The sequence below is a fragment of the Rhodococcus sp. NCIMB 12038 genome (assembly GCF_002165735.1).
GTDB lineage: Bacteria > Actinomycetota > Actinomycetes > Mycobacteriales > Mycobacteriaceae > Rhodococcus_F.
On sequence record NZ_NHML01000007.1, the window covers coordinates 138,522 to 163,996 of the forward strand.

General features: G+C 68.4%; 23 protein-coding genes. 9 read left to right on the forward strand and 14 right to left on the reverse strand.

From position 1 onward, the window contains the following. Positions 1 to 87: 87 nt before the first annotated feature. Positions 88 to 246, reverse strand: a complete 159-nt coding sequence (locus tag CA951_RS45085; protein ID WP_373413778.1) for an Rv1535 domain-containing protein — start codon at positions 244 to 246, stop codon at positions 88 to 90. Between the two features lie 54 nt (positions 247 to 300). Here CA951_RS45085 and CA951_RS12540 point away from each other — a divergent pair, with 54 nt between their 5' ends. Further along, positions 301 to 573 carry a hypothetical protein gene (locus CA951_RS12540; protein WP_087557150.1) on the forward strand — a complete coding sequence of 91 codons (273 nt, stop codon included), beginning with the start codon at positions 301 to 303 and terminating at the stop codon, positions 571 to 573. A 12-nt stretch (positions 574 to 585) separates the two neighbouring features. Here the strand turns inward: CA951_RS12540 and CA951_RS12545 are convergent, their stop codons facing one another. Further along, on the reverse strand, positions 586 to 1,092 hold the full coding sequence (locus CA951_RS12545) for a hypothetical protein (RefSeq protein ID WP_087557151.1): 507 nt from the start codon (positions 1,090 to 1,092) through the stop codon (positions 586 to 588). 113 nt (positions 1,093 to 1,205) lie between these two features. Beyond that, positions 1,206 to 1,475, reverse strand: coding sequence for an ANTAR domain-containing protein (locus CA951_RS12550; RefSeq protein ID WP_087557152.1), 270 nt, complete (start codon positions 1,473 to 1,475; stop codon positions 1,206 to 1,208). 135 nt (positions 1,476 to 1,610) lie between these two features. Between CA951_RS12550 and CA951_RS12555 the strand changes: the two genes are divergently transcribed. The 4 genes from CA951_RS12555 (at position 1,611) to recD (ending at position 11,250) form a co-directional block, all read left to right on the forward strand. After that, positions 1,611 to 2,708: a GIY-YIG nuclease family protein gene (locus CA951_RS12555; protein ID WP_087557153.1), complete on the forward strand. Its 1,098-nt coding sequence runs from the start codon at positions 1,611 to 1,613 to the stop codon at positions 2,706 to 2,708. 117 nt (positions 2,709 to 2,825) lie between these two features. Then, complete coding sequence (gene recC, locus CA951_RS12560; RefSeq protein WP_087557154.1) at positions 2,826 to 6,086, forward strand: exodeoxyribonuclease V subunit gamma; 3,261 nt, start codon at positions 2,826 to 2,828, stop codon at positions 6,084 to 6,086. Continuing rightward, positions 6,044 to 9,385 carry a UvrD-helicase domain-containing protein gene (locus tag CA951_RS12565; protein ID WP_087557155.1) on the forward strand — a complete coding sequence of 1,114 codons (3,342 nt, stop codon included), beginning with the start codon at positions 6,044 to 6,046 and terminating at the stop codon, positions 9,383 to 9,385. Before recC ends, CA951_RS12565 begins: the two co-directional genes overlap by 43 nt. Next, entirely contained in the window at positions 9,382 to 11,250 is a 1,869-nt protein-coding gene (gene recD / locus CA951_RS12570) for an exodeoxyribonuclease V subunit alpha (protein WP_087557156.1), read from the forward strand. Before CA951_RS12565 ends, recD begins: the two co-directional genes overlap by 4 nt. On the opposite strand, the gene CA951_RS12575 is transcribed toward recD, so the two are convergent. The 8 genes from CA951_RS12575 to CA951_RS12610 all read right to left on the reverse strand — a co-directional run bounded on the left by CA951_RS12575 (position 11,168) and on the right by CA951_RS12610 (position 17,544). Then, positions 11,168 to 11,497 carry a hypothetical protein gene (locus CA951_RS12575; protein ID WP_087557157.1) on the reverse strand — a complete coding sequence of 110 codons (330 nt, stop codon included), beginning with the start codon at positions 11,495 to 11,497 and terminating at the stop codon, positions 11,168 to 11,170. The genes recD and CA951_RS12575 overlap by 83 nt on opposite strands. A 19-nt stretch (positions 11,498 to 11,516) precedes the next feature. Continuing rightward, the gene (locus CA951_RS12580) at positions 11,517 to 12,005 is read right to left on the reverse strand and encodes a DUF4188 domain-containing protein (RefSeq protein WP_087557158.1); all 489 of its coding nucleotides are present in this window, start codon (positions 12,003 to 12,005) and stop codon (positions 11,517 to 11,519) included. Positions 12,006 to 12,134: 129 nt separating this feature from the next. Beyond that, a complete protein-coding gene (locus tag CA951_RS12585) occupies positions 12,135 to 12,623 on the reverse strand; it encodes a pentapeptide repeat-containing protein (RefSeq protein ID WP_087557159.1) in 489 nt (162 codons plus the stop codon). 291 nt (positions 12,624 to 12,914) lie between these two features. Beyond that, positions 12,915 to 13,952 carry an IS3 family transposase gene (locus tag CA951_RS12590; RefSeq protein WP_143543041.1) on the reverse strand — a complete coding sequence of 346 codons (1,038 nt, stop codon included), beginning with the start codon at positions 13,950 to 13,952 and terminating at the stop codon, positions 12,915 to 12,917. Further along, entirely contained in the window at positions 13,925 to 14,386 is a 462-nt protein-coding gene (locus CA951_RS44135) for a hypothetical protein (RefSeq protein WP_256973529.1), read from the reverse strand. Before CA951_RS44135 ends, CA951_RS12590 begins: the two co-directional genes overlap by 28 nt. A gap of 122 nt (positions 14,387 to 14,508) precedes the next feature. Then, a complete protein-coding gene (locus CA951_RS12600; protein WP_087557161.1) occupies positions 14,509 to 14,898 on the reverse strand; it encodes an excalibur calcium-binding domain-containing protein in 390 nt (129 codons plus the stop codon). Between the two features lie 202 nt (positions 14,899 to 15,100). Further along, on the reverse strand, positions 15,101 to 16,027 hold the full coding sequence (locus CA951_RS12605) for a polysaccharide deacetylase (protein ID WP_087557162.1): 927 nt from the start codon (positions 16,025 to 16,027) through the stop codon (positions 15,101 to 15,103). 23 nt (positions 16,028 to 16,050) lie between these two features. Further along, positions 16,051 to 17,544, reverse strand: coding sequence for a cytosine permease (locus CA951_RS12610; protein ID WP_087557163.1), 1,494 nt, complete (start codon positions 17,542 to 17,544; stop codon positions 16,051 to 16,053). A gap of 108 nt (positions 17,545 to 17,652) precedes the next feature. Here CA951_RS12610 and CA951_RS12615 point away from each other — a divergent pair, with 108 nt between their 5' ends. The 4 genes from CA951_RS12615 (at position 17,653) to CA951_RS12630 (ending at position 22,962) form a co-directional block, all read left to right on the forward strand. Next, complete coding sequence (locus tag CA951_RS12615; protein ID WP_087557164.1) at positions 17,653 to 19,158, forward strand: PucR family transcriptional regulator; 1,506 nt, start codon at positions 17,653 to 17,655, stop codon at positions 19,156 to 19,158. 295 nt (positions 19,159 to 19,453) lie between these two features. Next, the gene (locus CA951_RS12620; protein WP_087557165.1) at positions 19,454 to 20,788 is read left to right on the forward strand and encodes an MFS transporter; all 1,335 of its coding nucleotides are present in this window, start codon (positions 19,454 to 19,456) and stop codon (positions 20,786 to 20,788) included. A gap of 60 nt (positions 20,789 to 20,848) precedes the next feature. Further along, positions 20,849 to 22,069, forward strand: coding sequence for a M24 family metallopeptidase (locus CA951_RS12625; RefSeq protein WP_087557166.1), 1,221 nt, complete (start codon positions 20,849 to 20,851; stop codon positions 22,067 to 22,069). Positions 22,070 to 22,143: 74 nt separating this feature from the next. Continuing rightward, entirely contained in the window at positions 22,144 to 22,962 is an 819-nt protein-coding gene (locus CA951_RS12630; protein ID WP_087557167.1) for an IclR family transcriptional regulator, read from the forward strand. Here CA951_RS12630 and CA951_RS12635 read toward each other — a convergent pair. From CA951_RS12635 to CA951_RS12645, 3 genes are read right to left on the reverse strand one after another with little or no spacing between them, the layout of a single operon-like run. Beyond that, positions 22,959 to 23,648, reverse strand: coding sequence for a hypothetical protein (locus CA951_RS12635; RefSeq protein ID WP_087557168.1), 690 nt, complete (start codon positions 23,646 to 23,648; stop codon positions 22,959 to 22,961). The two genes, CA951_RS12630 and CA951_RS12635, sit on opposite strands and share 4 nt — an antisense overlap. Position 23,649: 1 nt before the next feature. Beyond that, a complete protein-coding gene (locus CA951_RS12640) occupies positions 23,650 to 25,032 on the reverse strand; it encodes an L-serine ammonia-lyase (RefSeq protein ID WP_087557169.1) in 1,383 nt (460 codons plus the stop codon). 4 nt (positions 25,033 to 25,036) lie between these two features. Further along, positions 25,037 to 25,450: a glycine cleavage system protein H gene (locus tag CA951_RS12645; protein ID WP_087557170.1), complete on the reverse strand. Its 414-nt coding sequence runs from the start codon at positions 25,448 to 25,450 to the stop codon at positions 25,037 to 25,039. Positions 25,451 to 25,475: the final 25 nt, after the last annotated feature.

Genomic DNA, 25,475 nt, shown 5'->3' on the forward strand with positions numbered 1-25,475 from the left:
CGGGTGGGCCCAGGCGCTGGGATGCGCGGGCGCGGCGACCGCGGCAGCCGCGTTCGCCCCGGCACTGCTGGAAAAGCTTGCGGGCGATCAGTCGACGATCTCGATCACGCCCGCCCGCAGCAGCACGGCGTACACCTCCCGGAGCGGTGGGGTGAGCACCCGGGTGACCACCCCGGTCAACGGGTCCCCGGCGCCGGAGAAGACACCGGCAGCGGTCTGGGCGACGGCACTCAGCACACCCGACACGGTCCACGGTCAAGGTGGCTGACCGGGAAACGGCACGGACAAGGGAGACGAACTATGGCCCAACGAACGTCGGAGGCGCAGTCGCACGGCGACGCCGTGCAGCGGGTGCAGGAGGCCCACAGCTTCGCGGTGCAGCTACCGATCCTCGGCAGGGTGCCGCTGCCTCGCCCCGAGCAGCTGGCATTCTTCGCGGCGATCGGCCTGCTCGCCGCCGTCGAAATCATCGAATGGCCGGTTGCGCTGACCATCGCAGCAGGACATGTGCTGATCACCGACCAGCACAACCGGGCCGTCCAGGAGATTGGGGAGGCGCTGGAAGGCGTGTGACGCGGGTCCGGATCAGGCCGGCGGGCAGGCGGGCGACGTCAGCTGCGCGATCGCCACGATCGAGCAAGCCGTCGCCTTCGACAGTTTCCACGTCCCGTTCTCGCCGGGCACGAAGATTGCGGGCAGGGTGTTCTGCTGCACCTGGCCGTTGATCGTCAACTGCAGTTGTGCGCTGGCGCTGCCGTCGCCGTTGTCGATCACCGGGTCCAGCACCTGAACCTGCGCACCCGCCTGCTGAGCGGCGGCGGCGACCTGGTTGAACAGGTTCGGATCCTGCTCCGAACCCTCCACCATGGCGATCTTCTGGTCGAGTGGAGTGGCCGGGTCGAGGCCCTTCGCCAGCAGGGCGTTGAGGTCGGCGGCCGTCGGCAGCACGAGGTCATCCGTCGTCTCGGCCGCTGCGGTGGTGGTGGACGTGGTGGTCCCGCCCGAGCCGGACGACTCGTCGGAACCACAGGCGGACATCGTGAGGGCTGCGGCGATCGCTACCGCGGCAACCGTGATCTTGCGGATCGTCAACTCAGTTACCTCTTCGTATCTCGGTGCGCAGGTCGTTGGTCTCACATCGAGTCTGAAGGTTTGCGGAGCGTCGCGCCGTCGAAGCCAGAGAATTCTCAGACTTTCAGCCGAAATCAGGCCGCCGTGCCGAACGCGCCGCGGTACGGCGTGGCGTGGCTCCACTGCAGAGCCGCAGCGGTGACGTCGGACGTGGGGAGGTCGTCGTGATGGGTCTGGATGAACGCGATCAACGCGCGGGCGGTGCGGGCGAGGGCGACCTTGTGCTGCCGGGACGTCTCCGCGAGTTCGGTGAACGCGTCGTTCTCGGAGCAGCCGCGGAACGCGATGAGGATGCCGACAGCGATGTCGACCGCCGTGCGGGTGGAGTAGGTGGGCGTCGTCATGAATGTTCTCCCAACCTGCGTCGGAACGGGTACTACTCCATCTTCCCGCACCGGGTACGACGTCGGAAGAGTTCGAATCGCCCGGTGTATTAGTCGTCCGAGTTCTTCACCGAGGTTTTCCCTTACGGTAGGGGCATGGCTACCGTCTGGACGATCCCGATCGACATCACTTCTCGCTGGCTCGACAATGCCGAGGTCCAGACCTTCCTCGCGTCCAACGACCTGGACAACGCGTCCCCCGACCCGAAAGTGCGGTTCGCGCAGTTCGCGGACGTCACGAAGTCCCTGGAACGGCACATCGGGCACACCTTCTCCTCCGTGCAGGGCGCCGCCACCGCGCTGTTCGACGGCATCGACGGCGGTACTCCCGTCGCGTTGAAACTGGCGGCGCTGCGCCTGATCCTGAAAGAGGTGTATCAGACCCGCCATGCGCCGCAGCCGTTCCCGAAGCGGGTGGGTGAGGAACTCGGCACCTACGTCTACGCGCTCCTCGACCCCCGCAACAGGTTGGTGTTCTACGTCGGCGCCGGCCGAGGCACCCGGGTGTACGGCTACGTGTGGGAGGCGCTGGCCGAGAACGAGCATCGGCAGACGCTCGAGGATCCGGAGACAGACGGCGCCGAGGTGAAAGCCGCGACGATCGCCCGCATCCGGGAGATCTACGACTCGGGCCACGAGGTCGAGCACTACATCGTGGCGCACCGCATTTCCGACACCGGTGGCGTCGCCGACGCGGTGCGCAACGGGGTGGTGGGAGCGCTGGGGCTCGTCGAGGGTTCCGCGCTCGGCAACCTCGCCGGCGGCGCGGCCGAGCAGCGCGCGGTACCCGTCGACGACCTCGTGTTGCAATACGCAGCAGAACCTGTGCCGAATCTGCCGACCCCCTGCGTCGTCCTCGAGGTGCCCGCCGCGTCCCGGCGGGGCGTGACGTCGGAAGAGGTGTACGAACTGTCCCGCGGTGCGTGGGCAGCGGGCGCTGCAGTCCGCAACACCGACGACATCCCGGTGATCGTGTTCGCGGACAACATCGTCCGGGCCGCGTACCGGGCCAGGTCCTGGTCGTCGGTGGCACGACCCGGCGACGCGGCGCTGTGGCGGTTCACGGGCGAGTCCGACACCGAACTGGAGAGCCAATTCGTGAACAAGCGGATCGTCCCCGCCAAGGTCGGCCTGAAGAAGTGGCCCACCCACGGCTGGGTCCCGCACCTCACCCAGGCCCGCCCCGGCCGCTGACGTGAGCGGCAAAGCGTGCCCCGGCACACTTTGCCACTCACGTGCGGAGTGGCCTGTCGAGTCGGTGGGGTGTGGTAAGTCTGAGCCGACCGGAGTTGGGGAGCGAAGGGAGGCCACGTGCTCGTACTGCATCGCGCCGAGCGTTCCACCACCCTCGCGTCGGCTCTCGGCGACGTGCTCGCGACCCCGCTGCCCGATCCGTTCGCCCGTGAGGTCGTCGCCGTCCCGGCGAAGGGTGTGGAGCGCTGGCTCACCCAGCGACTCTCGACCGCGCTCGGTGCCCGGCCCGGCGTCGGCGACGGGGTGGCCGCGAACATCGACTTCCCGTCACCCACCCGGCTCGTGGACGAGTGCCTCGCCGCCGCCACTGGCGTGTCCGCCGACGACGACCCGTGGCACCCGTCCCGGATGCTGTGGGCGCTGCTCGGTGTGATCGACGACTGCCTCGGCGAACCCTGGTGCGCCGTCCTCGCGAAACACCTCGGGCGCGGAAGCCCCGATACCGACAATCATCGGCCCGGCAGGCGCTACGCCACCGCATCGCACCTAACCGAACTGTTCCGCAGTTACTCCGCGCAGCGGCCCGCGATGCTGGTCGACTGGGCGGCGGGCCGGGACTCCGACGGTGCCGGCGGTCCGCTCGACGAGGACCTGCTGTGGCAGGCCGAACTGTGGCGGCGGCTGCGTGCGAGGATCGGCGGTCCCGCGCCCGCCGAGCGCCTCGACTCCGCCTGCGCGCGGCTGCGCGAGGAACCGGCCCTCGTCGAACTCCCCGGCAGGCTGTCGCTGTTCGGTCCGACCCGCCTCGCGACCGATCAGATCGCCGTGCTCGCTGCATTGGCCGTCAATCGCGATGTGCACCTGTGGCTTCCGCATCCGAGTCCCGCACTGTGGTCGTCGTTGTCGACGACGGACGGCGTCCTCGCGCGCGCCGACGACCACACCGCGCTGTCCGTCGCCCACCCGCTGCTGTCGAGCCTGGCGCGGGACGTGCGCGAACTCGAATCGAGACTGACCCGCCTCGACGTCGACGACCTCCACCACGCGGGACCCCCGCCGCCCGACTCCCTGCTGGGGTGCCTGCAGGCCGATGTCCGGGACGACCGGGCGCCTGCACTCGCCGCGTGCACCGCCGACGCGTCCGTGCAGGTCCACGCGTGCCACGGGCCCGCGCGACAGGTGGAGGTCCTGCGCGAATGCCTCCTGCATCTCTTCGAGGACGATCCGACTCTCGAACCGCGCGACGTGCTCGTCATGTGCCCCGACGTCGAGTCGTACGCGCCGCTGATCCGGGCCGCGTTCGGGCAGGACGTGCTCGGGCATCCCGGTCACCGTCTGCGGGTCCGGCTCGCGGATCGGGCTCTGCATCAGACCAATCCGGTGCTCGCCGTGGTGTCGAGTCTCCTCGAACTCGCCGACGCGAGGGTGACGGCCAGTCAGATTCTGGACCTGTCGGCGGCCGCGCCGGTCCGCAGGCGATTCCGGTTCGGCGACGACGACCTCGAACGAATCCGCGAGTGGGCGTCCGCGACGGGCGCCCGCTGGGGGATAGGACCGCGACAGCGCGCGGCGTTCGGCCTCGGCGACTTCCCGCAGAACACGTTCACCACCGCACTCGACCGCATCCTGCTCGGCGCCGCGGCCGACGAGTCCGAAGGCGAATGGCTCGCCCTCGCACTTCCGCTCGACGACGTCGACAGCAACGACATCGACCTCACCGGGAGGCTGGCCGAGTTCGTCGACCGCCTCGACGTCGCGTTGCGCGGGCTGGCCGGGCCGCAGTCGGTCGCGGACTGGTCGAGTGCGCTCACCCGGGCGCTGGACCTGCTCGTCGACGTCGGTGCCGCCGACACGTGGCAATTGGCGCAGGCCAGAAGGGAACTCGGGGCGGCGACGGAGCACGGCGGCGACACGGTCCTGCGACTGTCCGACGTGCGCGCCATGCTCGCCACCCGGCTCGCGGGACGTCCCACCCGCGCGAACTTCCGCACCGGGGAGCTGACGGTGTGCACCATGGTGCCGATGCGCTCGGTGCCGCACCGCGTCGTCGTCCTCCTCGGCCTCGACGACGAAGTGTTCCCGCGGGGCGTGAGTGTGGACGGCGACGACGTGCTGACCCGCAATCCTCTGCTCGGCGAACGCGATCCGCGCAGCGAGGACCGGCAGTTGCTGCTCGACGCCGTCATGTCCGCCGGCGAGAAGCTCCTGCTGTTCTACACGGGCGCCGACCCCGTCACCGGCATGTCGCGACCTCCTGCGATCCCGCTGTCCGAACTGCTCGACGCGGTCGCGGCCACCGTGGGGAGCGATGCCCTCCCCGGCATCGTGACGCGGCATCCGTTGCAGCCGTTCGACGCCCGCAACTTCCGGCCCGAGCACCCGTTCAGTTTCGACCGGGCGGCGCTGGCCGGTGCCCGCGCTGCGCAGCACCCGCCCGAACCGGTACCTGCGTTCCTGCCGGCGCCGCTGGTGCCGCCGCCGCCGGCCCCCGTTGATCTCGCCGAACTCGTCGCGTTCCTGGTGCACCCGACGCAGGCGTTCCTGCGCCAACGGCTCGGGTTGCGGGTCCCCGATGTGGACGAGGACCTTGCCGACGCACTGGACGTGGCGCCCGATCCGCTCGCCCGCTGGGACCTCGGCCAGAGGATGCTCGTCGCGCGACTGTCGGGAACCGAACCGGCCGACTTCCGTGCCGCCGAGTGGCGCCGGGGCACGTTGCCCCCGTACAAGTTGGGGGAGGCGGTGCTCGGCGACATCGAGCACGCGGTCGAGTCGCTCGTCGCGGTCAGCGGGTCCGTGCACGTCGGGCGCGCGGAGACGGTCGACGTCGATGTCGATCTCGGCAACGGACGGCGCCTCACCGGGACCGTGGGGGGTGTACACGGATCGGTGATCGCGAGCACCACGTATTCGAGGTTGGGGCCGAAACACCGCCTCACCGCGTGGGCCCAGTTGCTGGCGGTCGCGGCATCCGACCGCAACGGCGACATCGAATGGACAGCCGTGACCACCGGCCGCGGCTCGTACAGCCGCCCGGCGTGGCGCTCGACCCTGACGGCACCGGAGAACCCGCTGGAGGAACTGGTGCGACTGGTCGAACTGCGCGATCTCGGGTTGCATGCGCCGTTGCCGATCGCGACCGGCGCATCGGCGACCTACGCCGAGCGACGTCACGGCGGCAGCAGCATGGAGGACGCGATCGAGGCGGCCCGGAAGGAATGGAGCAGTGATTTCGGTGACGCACGCGACCGCCACATCACGTACGTGTACGGGTCCTCACCCGGTATCGACGTCCTCGGCGACGCGGTGACCATCGAGAACTACGCCCGGCAACTGTGGGCGCCGCTGCTCGCCGCCGAGACGGTGGCGCAGCCGTGACCGGCGCGCGGGGTTTCGACCTGCTCGGTCCGCTGCCGGAGGGCACGACGGTGCTCGAGGCGAGCGCCGGTACCGGGAAGACGTACGCGATCGTCGGTCTGGCCGCCCGCTTCGTCGCCGAGGGCGATGTCGACCTGTCGCAGTTGTTGCTGGTGACGTTCAGCCGCGCGGCGACGCAGGAACTGCGGGAACGCACCCGTGAGCGATTCGGTTCCGCCGCAGCCGCATTGGCCGATCCCGCGGCGGCGCGGCTGAGCGCGGACAACGTGATCCGGCACCTCGCCGAGGCCGACGCCGACGAGGTGACGCTGCGCCGCCGGCGTCTGCTGCAGGCACTGTCGGACTTCGACGCCGCCACCATCGTCACCACCCACAGCTTCTGCCAGCGCATGCTCGACGGCCTCGGGATCGCGGGCGAACGCGACCCCGACACGGTGCTCGTCGAGGCCGCCGACGACCTCACGACGGAGGTGATCGCCGACCTGTACCTCCGGGCGTACAGTCGCGCCGACTCCGCTCCATTCACACCCGCCGAGGCCACCGCCGCCGCCCGCGCCGCCATCTTCGACCCGCAGGCCGTGCTCGCCCCGGAAGATGCGCGGGGCACCCCGGCCGGAGAGCGGGTGGCGTTCGCCGAGGCGGTCCGCGCCGAAGTCGAGCGCCGCAAACGCGCGGTGGGACTGCGTGACTTCGACGATCTCCCCATGCTCCTCCACCGCGTCCTCAGCGATCCCGAGCACGGTGCGGCGGCCTGCAGGCGGGTCCGCGAACGCTACAGCGTCGTGCTCGTCGACGAGTTCCAGGACACCGACCCCCTGCAATGGGACATCCTGCGCCGCACCTTCCACGACAGCGGAACACTGGTGCTCGTCGGCGATCCGAAGCAGGCGATCTACGCGTTCCGCGGCGCCGAGGTCCTCAGCTACCTGGACGCGGTGCGCTCCGCCGACCGGCACCAGGAATTGACCACCAACTGGCGCAGCGATCAGGAACTCCTCGACGGCCTCGAATACCTGCACGGCGGCGCCGCACTCGGGCATCCCGAGATCGTCGTGCACCGCGTCGACGGTGCGCGGCCGAAGTCGCGCCTCACGGGTGCCGTGCCGCTGCGGCTGCGGTACCTGCCGCGCACCGGCGCCGGGCCGCTCAACAAGTCGGGATACCCGGGAGTGGGGCCGCTCCGGAAGAGGATCGCCGCCGACCTCGCCGCCGACATCGTCGCCCTCCTCGACGGCGGCGCGACACTCGACGTCGGGGGAACCGTCCGACTCGTCGAGCCCGGCGACATCGCGGTCCTGGTGCGCACCAACGCCCAGATCACCCTGGTCCACGACGCCCTCGACCGGGCCGGGGTGCCGTCCGTGCTCGCCGGTGGGGCCAGCGTCTTCACCACCCCCGCTGCGCAGCACTGGCTCTGGATCCTGCAGGCCATCGAGCAGCCGCACCGCGCCGACCGGGTGCGGCTGGCCGCGCTCACCCCGCTGCTCGGACACACGGCCGAGGAACTCGACGCCCGCGGTGACGAGATCGTCGCGGAGGTGGGCGGGCAGCTGAGGGAGCTCGGCTCGGTGTTCGCGCAGTCCGGTTTCGCGGCGCTGTTCGAACGACTGTCCGCGGTCGGCGCGCTGGAGGCGAGACTGCTCCGGGTGGCGGCGGGCGAGCGGGCGCTGACCGATCTCCGGCACGTGGCGCAGTTGCTCAACGGTGCCGCCGTCGAGCAGTCGCTCGGCCTGACGGCGGTCATCCGCTGGCTCACCGAACGTATGAAGGATCCGACGTCGGGCGGGGTGGACCGCAGCCGGCGGCTCGACAGCGACGCCGCGGCGGTGCAGATCGCGACCGTCCACGCCAGCAAGGGCCTTGAATTCCCGCTTGTCTACCTGCCGTACGCGTGGGACGCCGCCACGATCTCGAAACCGACCAAACTGTTGCTGCACGACGACGACGGGCGACGCGTCCTCGACGTCGGCGGCCCCGGCAGCCCCGGCTACGCGGACCGCAGGAACCGGCACGACGCGGAGGAGGCGGGGGAGGAGTTGCGGCTGCTCTACGTCGCGGTCACCCGGGCGATGTGCGGGCTCGTGATGTGGTGGGCGCCGGCGTTCACGACGGCAGGCGCGCCGCTGCACCGGATGATCCTGGGCCGGCAACCCGGGCAGCGGGACGTCCCTCAGAAGGTCTCCGTCCCCGAGGATCCGATTGTCGCGGAACGGTTGTCGGCCTGGGGCACGGCGGCACCCGAGACGGTGACCGTCGAGGCCGTGGGTTCCGAACCCATCCCGCGGGTCGACTGGACACCCCAACGAGAGCCCAGCGGCGAACTGGAGGCGGCGAGGTTCCGTCGGCTGTTGGACACGCGGTGGCGTCGCACGTCGTATTCGGCGTTGACGGCGTCCGCACACGACGCGCCCGCCGTCGGCAGTGAAGCGGAGGTCGAGGAGAAGACGGACGAGCCGGACGAACCGCCGCTGCACGCGCCGGACGACGTCACCGCGGGATTGCCGTCGACGATGAACGAACTGCCGGGCGGCGCGACGTTCGGCACGCTCGTCCATGCCGTCTTCGAGATCGTCGACACCGCGGCACCCGATCTGGACGACGAAGTCCTGCGGTGCTGCCGCGACGTGATCGCGTCGACCCTGTCGGACGTCGATCCGGCCCAGCTCGCCACAGCACTGGTACCGGTGCTGCGCACTCCGCTCGGCGCGGGGGCACTCGCGGACCTGGCACCCGCAGACCTGCTGGCGGAACTCGACTTCGAACTGCCCCTCGCCGGCGGCGACACGCCGTCGCTCACAGTGATGCTCGACGGTATCGGCCGACTGCTGCGCACCCACCTCCCCGACGACGACCCGCTGCGGTCGTACGCCGACGCCGTGCAGACCCTCGAACCGACCCCGCTGCGCGGATACCTCACCGGCAGCATCGACGCGGTGCTGCGACTGCCCGGACCGCGGTACGTCGTGGTCGACTACAAGACCAACCGTCTCGCGCAAGGCGACCTGACCACCGCGCACTACACCCGCGAGAGGATGGCCGCGGAAATGCTGCGGGCGCACTATCCACTGCAGGCCCTGCTGTATTCCGTTGCGCTGCATCGCTACCTGCGCTGGCGGCAGCCGGATTACGATCCGGCCGTGCACCTCGGTGGTGTGCAGTACCTGTTCGTCCGCGGGATGGTCGGGCCCGGCACGCCACCGGGCTGTGGAGTCTTCGACTGGGCGCCGCCCGCCGCGCTGATCACCGCGCTGTCAGACCTGCTGTCCGGATCGGCCTCCACGCAGGAGGCGGCGCGATGACCGGGGTGGAGGTGGCGCAGCGCGGCAAGGGGATGCTGCGGATCTTCAACGAGGCCGGGGTGCTGGCCGCCGCCGACGTGCACGTCGCGCTGCGGTTGTCGGCGCTCGGGGGCGAATCCTCGGAAGACGTCGTGCTGGCGACGGCGCTGGCGGTGCGCGCGGTCCGGTCCGGCTCGGTGTGCCTGGACCTGACGCGGTTCCGGGAGGTCACCGTCGACGAGGAATCCGAGGTCGATCTCGACGCCCTGCCGTGGCCGGACGACGACGCCGTCGTCGCGGCACTGCGCCGGAGCCCGCTGGTCACGGGTGGTCCCGCGGGACCGCTACGACCCTTGCGGCTCGTCGACACGGCCGAGGGCGGGCTGCTCTACCTCGACCGGTACTTCCGGCAGGAGGCGACCATCCGGCGGGTTCTCGACCAGCGTGCCGTCGGGTATCCCGTCGTCGACGAGCAGTCGCTGCGGGACGGGCTGGACGCGTTGTTCCGCGACCAGAACGACGACACGGCGCAGGCACCGTCGCCGGATCGACAACGGATCGCGGCCGCGGTCGCGGCCACCCAGTGGACGTCGGTGGTGGTCGGCGGACCCGGAACGGGCAAGACCCACACCGTCGCCCGGGTGCTGGCGTTGCTGATCAGGCAGCCCGGGCCGGGACGGCGTATCGCGCTGGCGGCACCCACCGGGAAGGCCGCGGCGCGGTTGCAGGAGTCGGTGCGCGAGCAGGCCGACGCACTCGGGTTGCCGCGCGAACTGACGGCGATGACACTGCATCGGTTGCTGGGCTGGCAGCGTGGACGCGGCAGCCGCTTCCGTTACAACGCGAACAACCACCTGCCCTACGACGTGATCGTGGTCGACGAGACGTCGATGGTGTCGCTGACGATGATGTGCCGGCTCCTCGAGGCCGTCCGCCCCGACACCCAGTTGGTGCTCGTCGGGGACCCGGATCAGCTGACGTCCGTCGACGCGGGCGCGGTCCTGGCCGATCTCGTCGCGCGGCCGGTGTCGGGTATTGAGAATCCGGTGCTCGCCAGGATCGTCGGCGACGACCTCGACGCCGCCGACGACCCACTCGAAGCCGCGTTGAGTGCGGGCGAACGGGACAGATTGCGGGGCGGAGTGGTCCGGCTCAGCCGCGGGCGGCGCTTCGGCGGCGCCATCGCCGAGTTGGCCGTCGCGGTGCGGGAAGGCGAGCCGGACGAGGTCGTGGAGATCCTGTCGCGCGGTGCCCCCGAGGTGTCTTTCCACGGACCCGAAGATCTGGACGCACTGCGGGCAGACGTCGTGACGACGGCTGCCGCAATCACGGGGTCTGCGGAATCCGGCGATGCCGCTGCTGCACTGCAGCATTCGGAGAGGCACCGGCTGTTGTGCGCGCATCGGGAAGGTCCGTACGGGGTGCAGCGGTGGGCGCGGCAGGCGATGGAGTGGATCGGGGAGTCGACGGGGCAGCGACTGGACCCGGATCGCTGGTATCCGGGCCAGCCGCTGATGGTGACCGCCAATGATCACGAAACGAAGATCTACAACGGCGACACCGGCGTGATCGTGCGTCGGGACGACGACGAACTGTTCGCCGCGTTCGTGCGCGGCAGCGAACCGTTCCTGTTGCATCCGACGCACCTGTCCGCGGTGCAGACGGTGTACGCGATGACGATTCATCGCAGTCAGGGCAGCCAGTACGACACCGTGACCGTGGTGTTGCCCGGTGCGGCATCCTCGCTGTTGACCCGCGAATTGCTGTACACCGCGATCACCCGCGCACGAAAGCATGTGCGGATCATCGGGACCGAGGATGCGGTGCGGGCGGGAGTGCAACGCCGGGTGCTGCGAGCGAGTGGGCTTCGGAGGGCGATTCCGTAGCCCGGCCCCGCACGGACGAGATCACGACGGCGAGGGTCGCCGACAGACTCGGGTTCGGTAGCGACGGTGGAACCATGGCGACGAGTTCCGCACGCAGTCCGACGAAGTGGGCCATCCCGGTCAGTGTGAACATGGCCGCGAGTCCACCCCGCAGGGCGACGGGCCACGGCCGGAACCGGCGCACACCGGCCGCGCCCGCGGCGAGCAGTGCCAGAGTGACGGCGACGAGGGCGATCAAGGGTTCCATGGTCAGTCTCCTGAATCGATCAGTCTTCGTGGGTACCGCTGCGCGACAACCGGTCGCGGGCAGCATTGAACTTCCGTGCGACGGGCACACGCGTCGTGGCCCGGGCCAGGCCCATCGCCGGTGTGCCGACGTAGATCGACTCGGCGCGGTCCACCGGATACGTCTCGTGCCAGACGCCGACTGCGCCGGGCGCCTTGCGGGCCCGCCGGTTGAACGCGGCCCAGGCGGGGCGGTGCTTCGCTTGGCTGTCACTGGCGTAGGCGTACAACTTGTCGACGGAGCTCCAGTACTGAATCACCGTCGGGCCGCGCCCCTCGAATGTCAGGCGGTAACCCAGCAGACCCGAATCGGGGTCCTCCGAGAGTTCGCGCAACATCCTCGGCATCGCGGCAAGGGTGGGCAGCCACAGGTCGGGCCGCCATGGCCGGTTGATGGTCATCCCGATCAGGAAGACCACCAGTTCGCCTTCGTAATGGTGCGTCGAACGGGTGGGTTCGATCGTCGTCATCTGACGCCTCCAAGATTGGATATTGGAACTATCTAATAATGGATAGTGAAAGTATCCAATGTCAAGGGGTGCGGGCACGCAAAACCCGGGCCGCGCAGTGCGCGGCCCGGGTGGATGGTGCGGGGTGGATTACGGCAGCGGGACCTGCGGTGTCACCGGCACGACCGAGGCAAGCGCGCGCTCGTGGGCGTCGGTGGACCATTCGGGGTCGGTCGTGATGTTGAGGTCCCCGACGATCGTGCCGAGGATGTCGATATCCGTGCTGTACAGAATCACCGCATTGCGCTGCGAGTCCGTGAAGTTCGTGCCGGTGATGTTCGCGTCACTCAGGTCGGCGTGCGACAGATCCGCGGCGGCGAAGTTCGTGCCGGTGAGGTTCGCCCGCTTCATGTTCGCGCCCGCCAGGTCGGCGAAACTCAGGTTCAGGCCCGCCAGGTTCGCGGAACTCAGATCCGCGCCCGGGCACGTCGTGCGGTCCTCGGGGGTCGGATTCGCCACGATCCTGCAGCCGTTGATCTCGGTGAGAACATCTGCCCCGGCCGTGCCGGCGCCCGCACCGAGTGCGGCACCACCGGCCAGCGCGACCGCGCCCAACGTCCTGAAATATGTCCTGCCCATGCCGGACCGCCCCCTCGCGTAGAACCTCAAACCGTCATCGCCGAACTTAGTGCCGACCACCCCGCCCCGCACGGGAACGGCGACACCGGCTGGTCTGGCGGGGTTGACGGGGCAAACGCACCCCTTCTCGGTACGCGCACCACTTCTAGGGCCCGAATGGGTGCGTCTGCGCAGAAGGGGTGCGTCTGCGGGGTGTCTCGCAGGCGTGAGCGCGGGGTGGTCGCGGGGGTGACGCACAGACGCACCCCTTCGCGGTAGACGCACCACTTCTAGGGCCTGAATCGGAAGTTGTCAACCTGTCTGAGACACGTTGGTGTTGATTCCCGTCGGTCCGGGAAGGGCTGGTGCTACCGGTCTGGCCCGGAACCGTTCTGGATGCTGCGACCAGTAGCGGTCGAGCGCTTGCTGGCGCCGTTGCCGGTCGAGGGCAGCGGTGCCGGCATGGATGGCCGCCGGGGTGTGGCGGCCGAGTCCGCTGTGGCGGTGTTCGGTGGCGTAGCGGTGGAGAAACTCGGCGGTCCAGTGGCGGGCATGGTCGATGCTGTCGAACACGAGCGGGCAGCTCAGGTCGTATTTGATGGTCTTGAACAGCGACTCCGAGAACGGGTTGTCGTCACTGACCCGCGGCCGGGCATACGAGGCGAGCACACCGTTGCCCGCAAGCGCATCGACGAGGGTGTGGGCACGCATGATCGATCCGTTGTCGGCGTGCACCACCCCCGGCGCCCCGTGTTCGGCGATGGCGGTAGCGAACATCTGCACCGCCAGGTCGGTGTTCTCGGTGTACTCGATCCGCCAGGCCACCGGATACCGAGAGAACACGTCGATCACCAGATACAGCTTGTAGCGGTCCTGCGTGCGGGGGCCGCGTAGCTCGGTGACATCCCAGGACCACAAGTCCCCGACCCGCCCGCAGTGCACGATCGGCTTGTGCCGAGGAGTTGAGCCACCACCGTATTTCCTGCGTCGGCGATCGCCGACCATGTTCTGTTCGGTCGCGACCCGGTAGAAGGTCCGCTCCGAGCAACCGACCCTTCCCGCGTCGAACGCCCGCCAATACGTCTGCACCACAGACAGTTCGGCGTACTCGTCGGATTCGAGCACAGCGATGATGGCGGTGCGTTCATCGGCGGTCAGCGCGGCCGGTTGCCGTCGCTTCTTCTGCGGTATCGGGTCGGTCACCGGCCGGTAGTGCCGGTAGTTGCGGGTGAGCCGGTAGTACGTCGAGCGTGGCAGCCCGACCAGCCCACACGCGGCGCGGACCCCGATCCCGGTTGCGGCGAGCTCGTCGACGAACTCGATCAGTACAGTTTGTTGCGTTCGAGCCAGTTCGCGTACTCGGTGGCGCTCAGCAGCGCCGGCGGGATCTCGGGTTCGTCGTCGGTCGTCGAGCTCGTGGTAATCCCCTCCAAGAGCTCGTACGCTTTTCCCAGAATTTCCTGCACGGCCTCACCCTGGGCGACCTTGTGTTTGAGTGCCGCATTCTCCTTGCGTAGTCGTGCCAGTTCGGCACGGTCGGCGTTCTCCATTCGGCGCAGCGACCTCTCTTCTCGGGTGACCGACGTCAGTCCCGTGAATTCTCCCTCGTCACGGCTGCGCAGCCAACGCCGCACGGTGGCCCGGGTGAGGTTGTGCTCGCGCAGCAACCTGGTCCTGGCGCCCCGGGCGGTCGCAGCATCCCATTGGTGGATGAACTCGAGCCGAAAGGCAATCGGGAATTGCCTCCCGCCGGTCGGGGTGCGTCCGATCTCGATGTCGATCATGCATCACTCGCTTCCCCGCGCCCGTTGCCACGATGTGTCTCACGACCACCCTGGCAACAAACGGAATAGGGGTGCGTCCGCGCATAAGGGGTGCGTCCGAGGGTGGGGCGGTCGGTGATCGGCTATTCGCAGGCGATGCCGTCGTTATCGCGGTCGAGGTGCGACGCGTAGCCGTCCTGGCCGCGGTAGATCGGCGTGACGCCGGCGTTGCGGGCTTCGGTGCAGTTCTTGTAACCCGCCTGCGGTGCGGGGGCCTGCGGAGCCGGCGCGACCTGCGGTGCGGGGGCCGCTCGCGGTGCCGGCGCGACCTGCGGTGTGGGAGCCGGTGCTGCCGGAGCGGCGGGTGCGGGCGGTAGGAGGGGGTTCACGGCGTCGGCCGAGCCGCTCGGGATCAGGGACGCGATCTCCGGGGGAAGGAAATCGAAGATCGTCGCCGCCTGCGCGGAAGGTGCGGCCGCCATCGAGATGGCGGCGCAGCCGAGGATGCCGAGAACTAGCCGTCGAGCCTTCATTTTGTACCTCGTTCAGGGTGGTGGGACTTCCACGGAATGGTCGACGAACGCCACATCGTCGATTCATTCGGTGTGACGAGAATAGTAGCCAGTGGTGCTGATATTCGAAAGCTGTTGAGGCGCAACAGTCCTGTCTGTCATTCAGTCGAATGACAGAACCCTCGACCTGTACTTGAACGAAAAACTACCGAGAAATATACCCTCACCGTTCGGACCTCAGTGTGGCGCGGGCCGGGGGAGTCTGTCGGATTTGCACGTCGGGGAAGGTGGGGATCTCGAATCGGGTGTGTGTGAAGGGGTCGGTGCAGACGCGTTGGGCGTGTGCGGCGATCTCGCCGAGGGTGGTCACCCACATTCCGTCCATTGCCTTGACGTTCTCGACGAGTCGTTCCAGTGCTGCTGCTTTGGAGGGCCGTCCGGAGATGAACGGGTGGTTCGTGAGGACGAAGCACCCGCCCTCGGTGTGCTGGGCCTCCGCTTCCAGGGTCCACATCTCGAGGACCTTGGCGGGACTTTCGATGACGCCGCTGCCGGTGACACCCGGGTAGAACGCGTATTGCTCCCAGTCGTCGAGTGCCCAGTCGACGGGAATTTCGATCAGGGTGCGCCCGGATTCCGGGCTGGTCGCCATGAGGTACGGTTCGTCGCCGTCGAGCAGGCTGGAGTCGTAGACGAATCCTCGTTCGGCGAGGAGTTCGGGTGTGTGCCAGTTCATTTCCCACCAGGGTGCGCGGTAGCCGACGGGGCGGATGCCCGCGACCTCTTCGAGCGCGTCGAGTCCCCGGTCGAGGTAGCGTGCCTCGGTGGCGGCGTCGAGGCCCTTCATGGGTTCGTGCAGATACCCGTGGTGCCCGACCTCGTGGCCGCCGTCGATGATGGCGCGGACCGTGTCGGGGTAGCACTCGGCGGTGAATCCCGGCACGAAGAACGTCGCGTGCACGCCCTGGCGCTCGAGCAGTCGCAGAATGCGGGGGACGCCGACGCGGGGGCCGTAGGACTGGTGGCTCATCAGCGACATTCGGTTCGCCGAGGTGGGATCGTGGGCGAGGACGCAGGATTCGGCGTCGACGTCGAACGTGAAGGCGGCGGCTGCGGTGTGGCCCTGCGGCCACGTGAATTCGTTGTTCACGAGTGCTCCTGGTGTGTCGGGGGTCAGTTGCCGGTGAGGACGTCGGGGGAGTCGGTGGTCGCGGCCGATCGTGTCGGGGATTGGCCGGTGATGCGGTAGGGGCGGTGCGCGCGGGGGCCGAGGATGGCGTATAGGGCGGCGGCGACTCCGCCACCTGCCAGCCAGGACAGGTCGAGCCCGCCGAGCGCGCGTGCCGCGAAGCCCTGCGTGAGGCTCGTGGCGCCGTACATGAACAGCCACGTCGCGGCGATTCCGGCGACGAAGCATCCCATCGTGGTCCAGTTGACGTCGGGCAGTCGGCGCGATCCGATGGGGTCGAATAGCCGGCGTGCGTCGATCTGTCGTTTCTCGACCCGGAAGTAGTGGACGAGCATGATGCCTGCCCAGCTCGCGATCCAGGCCACGATCGCCGCCAGCCACGTCTCGAGCACGGTGGCCAGGCTGGATTGGAAGATGAAGAAGACGACCACGACGAGGGCGAACACGCCGACCAGCAGGTTCAGCTTCCGGCGGTGCACCTTGATGTCGAGGGCCTGCGCGGCGACCGAGAACGTGTAGATGTTGAGGATGTTGGTGGCGATCGGCCCGTGAATGACGAGGAACAACACCGGCAGCGCCAGCGCGCCGAAGTTCGACACGATCAGCTCACCCGGATCCACCGAACCGTTGGTCGTGGCGAGGCTCGCGCCGAGCACTCCGAGCCACACCACGGGAACGAACTGGCCGAGCGTGCTGGTCAGGTACAGTTTGCGCCGCGACACCGTCCGGCTCACGAACCGTGAGTAGTCGCAGGCGTAGGTGAACCACGTGATTCCCCAGCCGATTCCGATCACGGTCATCACCGTCGACATGGCTGCGATCCGGGCGCCGCCGTGCAGGACTTCACCGGTGGGTCCGGCATACGACCAGTCGATGTCGAGGTGGAACCAGGCGACGACGGACATCAGGACCAGTACCGCCAGCGTCGGTGGAACCGTCCAGCGCTCGAATGCGGCGATGACGCGGTACCCGAACCACGCGATGGTCACCTGAATCGTCATGATGACCGCTCCGATGAGGACCTTCGCTGCCAGGTTCCGCTCGTGCGGGTCGACGAGGTCCAACTTGCCGAGCAGTGCCATGACCAGGTCGAGGACGATCCAGGTGTTGACGGCGCACCACCCGACGGCCAGGCAGGCCTGGATTGCGGCCGGCAGATAGGCGCCGCGCCGGCCGAACGCCGCCCGCGACAACACCATGCCGGTGACGCCGGTACGCTGGCCGATGAGAACGAAAACGCCGAAAAGTGCCATGCCGACGATGTTTCCGGCGACAAGAACGATGAGCGTGTCTCGGAGACCGAGTCCGAGGCCGATGCCGAGAGCGCCGAGAACCCAGTTGATGGGCGCGATGTTCGCCCCCGCCCAGATCCAGAATTGGCCGGAGACACGCGTCGTGCGCGCTTCCTCGGGGATGGGTTGCAGTACTTCTTCGACGTCGTGAATGTGGGGACTGTCGGTGGGAATGTTCTTGACCATCGGACTCCCTTGGTGAGGCCTTGTGGGCTTCCCATCTTCCGGTGCGTGACCCACATCACACCATTTACACTTTGCCAATAAAATCGGGTTGTCAACGAACGGAATGTCATGTCGCTGTCGTTAGCCGACGTCCTCGCGCACCCGAGCCTGGCTGCCGGACGCCCCGTCGTTCGTGTCGGAGCCCACCTGTCGACGCAAACGGTGCGCTGGGTGCATTCGAGCGAGGTCATCGACATCGCGCACCTTCTTCGCGGCGGTGAACTACTGCTGACCGCCGGGTTCGCGCTCGCATCCGCCGATCCGGACCGACTGCGGCGGTACGTGCGCGAATTGTCGGCTCGCCGCGTCGCCGGAGTGGCCATCGAGACCGGGTCGCAACTGCCGCGGATCCCCACGGAACTGATCGAGGAGGCGTCGGCGGCGGGGTTGCCGGTGGTGGAGTTGCGGGGGGTCGTGCCGTTCGTCGAGGTGGCCGAGGCGATCAACGGCCTGTTGGTCAACGAATCGGTGCAGCGACTGCGCCGTGGTGACGCCGTCGCGCACGCGTTGTCGGAGGAACTGGCGCGCGGTGGCGGTCCCGACGAGTTGCTCGCGGTGCTCGCGCGACTCCTGCCCGGCGACGTGACCCTGCTCGACGCGGCCGGCGACGTGATCGCGGCCCTCGGGAACGAGATCGCGACTCCTGCCGCCGATGCGGGGCTGCTCTCCGTTCCGGTGGTGGTGCAGGGTGTCGGCGTCGCGACGCTCGTGGTGTCCCCGGACGACCCGGCCGATCACGTCACCGCGGAGGCGATCGTCGAGCGAGCGCCGGCAGCGCTGGCGATCTCGCTCCTGCGATCCTTTCCGCCGTCGGCCGCGGTCCGCGCCGCGCAGGCGTTGCTGCGGATCGTCAGCCGGCCGAATCCTGCGCCCGAGCGTCTCGTTGCGGCCGCCCGCGCGGCGGGGCTGGCCGAGGGAGTGTCGTACGTCGGGGTCGTCGGCCGTTCGGTCGACGGTCCGGTGGCTCTCGCCGCTGTCGATGCGACGCTGCATCGGTACTCGACCGGAACGGTGTCGTCGGTGGCCGGTGACGAGTTGCACGCGATCGTCGTTGTCCGGGCCGACGACCGGTCCGGGTCGTGCACTGCGCTGGCCGAATCCCTGCGCACGACGTCCCGGGCGGAGCAGGCCCGGGTAGCGGTGGGGCCGGTGGTCACCGGCCTGACCGGATTGCCCGGGACGCTGGCGGAGGCGCGGTTCGTGCTCGACCTCGCGGGCGATCTGGGCATCGCCGACACCGTGGTGGTCGCCGCGGAACTCGTTCTCGAACGCCTCGTCCGGCGAATCGGCGATCCTGCGTTGCCGGCCGGGTTCGTCCGGGAGATGCTCGGACCGCTCCTTGCATTGGGTGCGGAACGTGGTCGCCGCTTGATCGACACGTTGGACGTCTACCTGCAGTGCGGGTGCAACAAGACCGAGGCGGCGGCCCGGTTGCACGTGCAGCGCCAGACGCTGTACCAGCGGCTCGAGCAGATCTTCGCACTGCTCGGCGAGGATCCGACGGGTTCGCCGCGGCTTGCCGCCGTGCACCTCGCGACGCGCCTCTACCTCGGTGGTGTGGTCGACGCCAACTGACATCCTCCGGGGTCGCGGAACCCGAGCGAGGATCGCCTGTTGCAACAGGGTTGCATTCGCGTGAACTTCACCGGAATCGCGCGCGGAGGTGGCGGCATCTCCCATACGACGTGTTTACTGCGCTTTCAGGCTCAGTCCATTCCCTGCAACCCGGATCCGAGTGCGGTGACGACGCTCCCCGTTGACATGTGACGGTGCGCACAATATTCTCACTGAACGAATCGCAGTTGCACTCAAAGCAACAAAAGCTATTCGTTGCAGTCGGCAGGCGCCGACGCCCCGAGAAGGAGTGGGCATGGCCCAAAACCTCAATTCCCCCTCAACTGCGCCGCAATCGGAAGAGGCCGGCGCGATAGACCCCTCGCCCCGAGTTCTCCGGCGAGTCGTCGCGGCGAGTTTCGTCGGGAACTTCGTCGAGTGGTTCGACTACGCCGTATACGGTTATCTCGCAACGGTTATCGCGGTGGTCTTCTTCCCCGAGGCCGCGCCCACGACTGGCCTGCTGGCCACGTTCGCCGTCTTCGCCATCTCGTTCGTCATCCGTCCGATCGGCGGTCTGGTCTGGGGTCACTTCGGGGACAAGATCGGGCGCCGCACCGCGTTGTCGCTGTCGATCCTCATCATGTCGGCGTCGACGTTCTGTATCGGCCTGATCCCCGGCTTCGATCAGATCGGGTACCTCGCGCCGGTCCTGCTGCTGCTCGTCCGCATGGTGCAGGGATTCTCGGCAGCCGGCGAGTACGCGGGCGCGTCGGCGTTCCTCGCCGAATACGCCCCCGACCGCAAGCGTGGCCTGTTCACCAGTGTGGTGCCCGCGTCCACCGCCGCCGGACTTCTGTTCGGATCGTTGATCGCGGCACTGCTCACCGCAGTGCTCTCGACGGAACAGCTCAACGGGTGGGGCTGGCGGTTGCCGTTCCTGCTCGCGGCGCCTATGGGTCTGATCGGCCGCTACATCCGGTTGAAGCTCGAGGACACCCCGAAATTCCAGGAAATGGAACAGAAAGTGGAGGCCAACGCGCCGCTGTCGATCCTGTTCACCCATCATCGACGCGCGATCGTCATCGCCTTCGGGGTCACCTGCCTCAACGCGGTCGGCTTCTACCTGATCCTCAGCTACATGCCGACCTACCTGTCGGAGGTGTTGAACGTCGGGCACACAGCCTCGTTCGTCGCCGCGTCGATCGCCCTCGCCTGCTACATCGTCTTCATCTTCGGGATGGGTGCGCTCTCTGATCGATTCGGCCGCAAGCGAGTTCTCATCGGCGCGTCGATCTGCTTCGCCGTGTTCACCGTCCCGTTGTTCAGCGTGCTCGGGGCTGTCGGGATCGTCGGTGTCGTCGTCATCCAGATCGTGCTGTGCGCGTTCCTCACCATGAACGACGGCACGCTCCCGACCTTCCTGTCCGAGATCTTCCCCACCCAGGTCCGCTACAGCGGGTTCGCCTTCAGCTTCAACACTGCCAATGCCCTGTTCGGCGGCACCGCGCCGTTCGTCGCCACCTTGCTGATCGAGATCACCGGCAGCCCACTGGCGCCCGCGTGGTACCTCGTCGCCGCAGCCCTCGTCGCCATGGGCTCGATGATGATGGCCCGCGAAACCTCTCGGCGTCCACTCGCCGACACCTGACCACCCGTTCACCCACCACGTGCGGCATCACCCGATGCCGGCAACTCGACAAGGAGCACCATGAACCTCGAGCGCATCAAGAGCATCCCCAACGGCGAGAAGGTCGTTCCCACGTTCTCCCCGGTGGAGATGGACCGCAGGCTCGTCGCACTGCGTAAGCACGTGGCGGACAACGGGGTCGCCGCCGCGCTGTTCACCAGCTACCACAACATCAACTACTACTCCGACTTCCTCTACACCGCGTTCGGCCGTCCCTACGCCCTCGTCGTCACCCAGGACAGTTCGACCACCGTGTCCGCCAACATCGACGCCGGCATGCCGTGGCGGCGCACGTTCGGCGAGAACGTCGTCTACACCGACTGGCGCCGCGACAACTTCGAGTACGCAGTGCAGCAGGTGCTGGCGAACCAGGGCATCTCGCGCGGCATGCTCGGTGTCGAGGACGACCACCTCACCCCCGACCTGCGGTCCCGCGTCGCGGCGGTCCTGCCGGGAATGACCTTCACCGACGTCGCCAAGGCCACGATGCGGCAGCGCATGGTGAAGTCGCCCGAGGAGATCGAACTGATCAAGCACGGCGCCCGGATCGGCGACCTCGGCGGCGAGGCCATCCGCGACGCCATCACGGAGGGCGTCCCGGAGTACGAGGTGGCGATTGCCGGGTCGAACGCGATGATCCGGGAGATCGCGGCCACCTTCCCGCACGCCGAACTGCGCGACACGTGGGTGTGGTTCCAGTCGGGTATCAACACCGACGGCGCCCACAACTGGGCCACCAGCCGACGCGTCGAGCGCGGAGACATCCTGTCGCTGAACTGTTTCCCGATGATCGCCGGCTACTACACGGCGCTGGAGCGCACGCTGTTCTACGGTGAGCCGTCGCCGGAACATCTGCGACTGTGGGAGGTCAACGTCAAGGTTCATCGCCGCGGCCTCGAACTCATCAAGCCGGGCGCGGTCTGCAAGGACATTGCGGCCGAGCTGAACGAGATCTACGAGGCCGAGGGTCTGCTGCCGAACCGCACGTTCGGGTACGGGCACTCCTTCGGCGTGCTCTCGCACTACTACGGGCGCGAGGCGGGCCTCGAGCTCCGTGAGGACATCGACACCGTCCTCGAACCCGGCATGGTCGTGTCGATGGAACCGATGATCATGGTTCCCGAGGGAATGCCCGGTGCCGGCGGCTACCGTGAACACGACATTCTGGTCGTCGGCGAGAACGACGCGGAGAACATCACCCGGTTCCCGTTCGGGCCCGAACACAACATTCTCGGCATCTGACCGGTACGCCGACCCTGCCGCAGGTGTGGCAGGGTCGGCAGGAGTACCAGCCGAGTCGAAGGAGCACAGCGGACATGAGTGTGGACGACGTCGATCAGCTCGGCGATCAGAACGGTGACACGAAGCCGTCGCCGTCGGTTCTGCTCAACGGGCTGCGCGTTCTGGAGGCGTTCTCGATCACCGAACCGGTGCTCGGCGTCACCGAGATCGCGCGGAAGGTCGATCTGCACAAGAGCAGTGTGTCCCGGATGCTCGCGACCCTCGAGAAAGCGGGATACGTCGAGCGGGAGGAGGGCACCGGGCGGTACCGCCTCGGTCTCGGCGTGATCGGCCTGGCCGGGCCGCTGCTGGCGAACCTCGACGTTCGGCGGGTGGCGCTGCCCGAACTCGAAGGCCTTACGCGGCGGACCGAGGAGACGAGTGCCCTGATGGTGTGGAACGGCCACGAATCCGTCGTCGTCGAACAGGTTCCGAGTCCCAAGCAGGTCAAGCACACGGCCGCGGTCGGCACCCGTTACGACACGTATGCGAGTTCGTCGGTCCAGGTCTTCCTGTCCGACATGCCGCGCGCCGAGGTACAGCGGCTGTTCGAACGGCGGCTGCTGCTGGGGCCCGACGACGCCGACTCGGTGAGCGAGTACCTCGACGAACTGGGCGAGATCCGCGATCGCGGGTACGCCGTCAACGACGGCCGGACGTCGATCGAGGAGGTCGGCATCTCGGCGCCGGTCCACGACCACCGCGGCGTCCTCGTCGGCGCGGTGATGCTGTCCGCACCCCGGTTCCGGGTTCCCCACACCATGCTCGACTCGCTCGGCCGCACCGTCGCCGAATCGGCCCGCACGGTGTCCGCGCGGCTCGGTGCCCCCGGGCCGGATCGGACGCGGACCTAGCCGGTCGCCGCGCAGTACCGGTCGGACAGTCTTCCCACGCCCGTTCGCCAGGGTTCGAGCAGTGTGTCGAGGTGGGCGGACGTGAGGTCGCCGGTGCCGGCGAGGTCGGCGACGGCGAGTGCGGCTGCCGCGTCGCGGACCGCGGTCGCGACGTCCGAGCGGACACGTTCGTCCACCCGCACCGTCGCGTCGTCCATGTACTGCCGCTCCCACGCGGCATCCTGTGCGCGATACCAGGATTCGAGTCGACCGGCCTCACAGGCGGCGTCACGCGCGCAGGCCCAAGCCCCGAGCCTGCGGTGGCTGCCGACGACACCCGTCGTCCACGTCGGCACGGCGAATCCCTCGTGCAGAACCGATGCCGCGTCGACGGCATGTCCGACCACGCTGCGCCAGTTCGGCCCGAACGTCGCCGCGCACTCGGCGTCGGAGACGTCGATCTCGTCGAGCAGCGCCACCGCGTCGTCGACGTGCCCGGGGTCGAGGAAGTACTCCCCGGGGAGCCCGCGCCGTTGCAGCACCTGGAACGCGACGAACGCCTCGCCGCGCAGTGGTGCGCAATGCAGCAGGACGGCGAGCACGGACAATCGCATGTCCGGCACCGAGGGGCCGCGGTCGGGGACGGGATGCCTGCGGATGACCTGCGCGGCCTGTGCGGGGAGAAGTCGAAGTTCGTCGGTGATCATGTCAGCACTCGACGTAGTTGACCGGGACGTTGACGGCGAGACCGCCGGTGGACGTCTCCTTGTACTTCGACAGCATGTCGGCGCCGGTCGAGCGCATCGTCTCGATCACCTGGTCCAGGCTGACGCGGTGGGTACCGTCGCCGCGCAGGGCCATCCGGGCGGCGTTGATGGACTTGCCTGCCGAGATCGCGTTCCGTTCGATGCACGGAATCTGGACGAGGCCCTCGATGGGGTCGCAGGTCAGGCCGAGGCTGTGTTCCATGGCGATCTCCGCGGCGTTCTCCACCTGTTCCGGTGTGCCGCCGAGGATTTCGGCCAGTCCTGCGGCGGCCATCGAGGCCGCCGAACCCACCTCGCCCTGGCAGCCGACTTCGGCGCCGGAGATCGACGCCCGCTCCTTGTAGAGGGATCCGACTGCGCCGGCCGCGAGGAGGAACCGGACAGCGGTCTCGTCCGGGTCGGCCCGTCCGGCGGGCGTGTAGTGGACGGCGTAGTGCAGGACCGCGGGGATGATGCCCGCGGCGCCGTTGGTGGGGGCGGTGACGATGCGCCCACCCGACGCGTTCTCCTCGTTGACCGCGAGCGCGACGAGGTTGACCCAGTCCTCCGCGAACGCGGGATCACGCTGTGGGTCTTCCTGATCGAGCCGCAGATACCAGTCCCGGGCGCGACGCCGGACGCGCAGCGCACCGGGAAGGAGCCCGTCGCGGGAGATGCCGCGCCGCTCGCACTCGACCATGACGTCGCGGATGTGGAGCAGCCGGTCACGGATCTCCGCGGCCGAACGGGTTTCGCTCTCGAACTCGTGCATGACCTGGCTGATGCGGTATCCGTGCCGCGCGCAGATGTCGAGGAGTTCCTTCGCGGACCCGAACGACGACCCGCTCACCGGCGCCGGCCGGTGTTCCGTGCTCTCGGCTTCGGTGACAACGAATCCGCCACCGATCGAGAAGTACGTCTCCCGATGGATTTCCACGTTCCCGGCCCCATAGGCCGTCACCGTCATCCCGTTCGGGTGGAACGGCAGGATCGTCAGCGGGTGAAGGACGATCTCGTCCTCGGCCAGCGCGATGTGGTGCGAGCCGCCGAGCGCGATGCGCCGCGTGGTCCGCATCGCCTCGAGTCGCTGCTCCATCTCCTCGGTTTCGATCGTCTCGGGCCGATACCCCTCGAGGCCGAGCAGGACCGCGGACATCGTCCCGTGACCGGCACCGGTCGCGGCGAGCGAGCCGTACAGGTCGACGCGGACGTCGGTGACGTCGTCGAACGCGCCGAGCGTGTGCAGGTCGGACACGAATCGCGCGGCCGCGCGCATGGGCCCGACGGTGTGCGAACTGGAGGGGCCGACACCGACGGAGAACAGGTCGAACACGCTGATGGTCATGTGTTTACACCGCCTCGCTGAGTTCGGTCGCGTATTGCGCGGGTGTGAGGAGTCCGTACGCGGACGAGGTCGGCGAGGGCAGGACGGCGAACAGCCAGCCACTGTGAAACGGGTCGTCGGCGACGAGTTGTGGATTCTCGGCGGCGTCGGCGTTCGTCATCGTGACGAGTCCGCTGATCGGCGCGTACACCGTGACGGCGGTCCGGGCGGACGACCACACCAGGGCGCAGGGGGTGCCTGCCTCGATCGTGCTGCGGACTGCCGGAAGTTCCAGCCGGACCACCTCGACGTCGTCGAGGGCCGTGTCGGTGACGCCGGCGCGAAGCGGAAAGTCGGAGAACTTCTGTCCCGGTGCAAGGGCCACCCAGCTGTGCGTGGCCGTGAACCGTCGATCCGAGGGAATCTGTCGAGCTCTCATGCCTTTTCCTTTGACAGTCGGGCGG